We start from the raw sequence: 3,018 nt of genomic DNA on the forward strand, positions 1-3,018 counted from the left end.
TTTCATATTCGCCACTTTCTATACAAGAAAGAAATCAGGTAATAAACAGTTGTCTAATTGGGTGTAGTTTAATAGATTTTTCTATTAAACTTAGACAACGCTATTTTTTATATTTAAAATTTAATTATATCTTTATTTTTAAAAATAACCTGTTTTTGAATAGTTTAGTTAACTTTATATATTATGTTATTCTATTTTATATTAGAATATGATTTTTCATATTCGCCACTTTCTATACAAGAAAGTAATCAGGTAATAAACAGTTGCCTTATTGGACGTAGTTTATAGTTTTTGCCTATAAACTAAGGCAACACTTATTTTTAAATTTTTTAATAATTTAATTAAATTATTTTTACAAACCTCGAGGTGAATAATTTGCAAGGTTTATTAAACGATTGGAGAAGAACCAACTACGCTAGTGAATGTAATCCTGAAATAGCAGGAGAAGACATCACAATCATGGGTTGGGTGCACGAAATCCGTGATTTCGGTGGAATCATGTTTGTCATCATTCGTGATGTCACCGGCAGAGTTCAGGTAACTGCTCCAAGCAAAAAAGTAGACGAAAAAATAATGGAAGAGTTAAGAGAATTCAGAAAAGAGTCCGTTGTAGCAATCAAAGGTTTAGTACAGGAAGCTGGAAAAGCACCAAACGGTGTTGAAATCATTCCTAAAGAAGTCAAAGTATTGAACTTGGCTAACCAGCCTTTACCAATGGATCCAACAGAAAAAGTAAAAGCAGGAATAGATACAAGATTAGATTCAAGATTCTTGGATATCAGAAAGGAAAACGTTTCTGCAATCTTCAAAATCAAAGGTCAAATGTTCCATACCATAAGAGATTACTTCTATGATAATGGATTTTATGAAATCAACACTCCTAAACTCGTCGCATCCGCTACAGAAGGAGGAACAGAATTATTCCCAATCACTTACTTTGAAAAAGAAGCATTCTTAGGCCAATCCCCACAACTGTACAAACAGATGATGATGGCTGCCGGAATGGATAAGGTATTTGAAATCGGTCAGATTTTCAGAGCAGAAGAGCATGATACCTTAAGACACTTGAACGAAGCCGTTTCCATCGATGCGGAAGCTTCATTTGCTGATGATGAAGATGTAATGAAAATATTGAATGACATGCTCATCAACGTCTTGAAAGACGTCAACGAAAACTGCGCTGACGAATTGGCAGTGTTAGGCCATGAACTTGAAGTTCCTAAAGGAGACTTCCCTCATGTAACCTATGACGAAGCCGTTGACATCGTAAACTCAAAAGACGTTGCAATGGAATGGGGAGAAGACTTGTCCCGTGAAGCTGAAAAGGCTTTAGGAGACACCATGGGAGGATTTTATTTCTTAACCAGATGGCCTTCAGAAATCAAACCGTTCTATGTAATGCCTGTTGAAGGCGAAGAGCAATACTCCCACGCATTCGATTTAATGTATGCCAACCTGGAATTATCTTCAGGTGCTACACGTGTACACCAGTATGATTTACTTGTAAAACAAATCGAGGAAAGAGGATTGAACCCTGCAGGATTTGGAAGCTACTTGAAAGCGTTCGAATACGGTATGCCTCCACATGCAGGATGGGGTGTAGGTGCCGACAGATTGACCATGGTGCTTACCGGTTCTGAAAACATCCGTGAGTGTGTACTCTTCCCAAGAGACAGACACAGATTAACTCCTTAAGCATGAAAGAATACGATATAGCTATTATTGGCGGAGGTCCTGCAGGAATCATGGCAGCAATTGCCGCAAGCGGGACTTCACGCGTAATATTGCTTGAGAAAAACCCGTCTTTAGGTCGCAAGCTATTGATGACCGGCGGCGGAAGATGCAACATTACCAACAACAAGCCAATAAAACAGCTATTAACTTTTTTTAACAACAAGAATTTTTTAAAGCACTCTTTTTACACATTTACCAATGATGACCTGTTTTCTCTTTTTGATTTTGGTTTTATCGAGGAGGATGACAACAGGATGTTTCCCGAAACCGAAAGGGCAAGTGATATCTTAAAAGGTCTAAGTGATAAGTTGGAAGATGTGGTTATAAGTTATAACTTTGAAGTTAAAACAATTTCAGAGGACTTTGTCATCAATGACTGCATTAAGGCGGACAGGATTATCATAGCCACAGGAGGTGTGACATATCCGCAGACCGGATGCAGTCCTGATAACTATTCTTTAACCTCACAGCCGATTACAGACGTCAAATACGGTCTGTCTCCTTTGGTTACACGTGAGGATTTATCAGACATCGCCGGTGTGACACTTAATGATGTTGTTATAAGTTATAAGAAATCCAAGGTTCGCGGAAATGTCTTGGTTTCTCATGTGGGCCTGACAGGTCCTGGGATAATCAACCTGAGCAATGAAATCTCGGAAGGTATAAGTTATAACTTATTAGTTGGAAAACCGGATGTTGACTTGGAAATTGCCGTGGACTTATGTCCTGACCTTTCACGTGAGGAATTGCTTGATAAATTTACGAATGATTTTCAGGCAAAGGGCAAGACCTATATAAAGAATTATTTAAAGCAGTTTTTGACCAACAGTTTCATTGCGTATTATTTGGATAGATGTGGTCTTGACGGTGATGAGCAGCTGTCTAGAATTAATAAAAAATCCAAAAATAGGTTAATTGAAAACTTGAAAAGGTTTACTTTCCAAATAACTGATTTTAATGGGGATTTGGCCAAGGTGACTATTGGCGGCATTGATCTTGGCAATGTCAATTCAAAAACGATGGAGTCAACCGTGATTCCAAATTTGTATTTCGCTGGTGAAGTTTTGGACTTGTACGGTCCAACAGGAGGATATAATTTGAAAATTGCTTTTTCAACAGGATATTTGGCAGGATTGTCAGCTAGTTTGAAATAGTTATTTGAACACCAATATTTTCTTTGATACAATTTGTTTAAATTATAATTCTAATGGTTAACATTGCTACTATTACTTTACTTGATTTATCTATAATAGTGAAAGAATACTCCGACCTCTTTAAGGTCGG

Annotated in this window: 2 protein-coding genes; both read left to right on the forward strand. The window is 37.3% G+C overall.

The features are described 5' to 3' along the window. Positions 1-375: 375 nt before the first annotated feature. Complete coding sequence (gene aspS / locus QZ138_RS11150) at positions 376-1,695, forward strand: aspartate--tRNA(Asn) ligase (RefSeq protein WP_292889089.1); 1,320 nt, start codon at positions 376-378, stop codon at positions 1,693-1,695. Positions 1,696-1,697: 2 nt separating this feature from the next. Next, entirely contained in the window at positions 1,698-2,888 is a 1,191-nt protein-coding gene (locus QZ138_RS11155) for an aminoacetone oxidase family FAD-binding enzyme (protein WP_292889090.1), read from the forward strand. Positions 2,889-3,018 lie beyond the last annotated feature (130 nt).

Source organism: Methanobrevibacter sp. UBA212 (assembly GCF_905233225.1).
Classification (GTDB): domain Archaea; phylum Methanobacteriota; class Methanobacteria; order Methanobacteriales; family Methanobacteriaceae; genus Methanocatella.

What these genes read in the sequence shown, in the direction of transcription:
- QZ138_RS11155 (WP_292889090.1), top strand. Translation starts at nt 1,698, where the DNA reads ATGAAAGAATACGATATAGCTATTATTGGCGGAGGTCCTGCAGGAATC.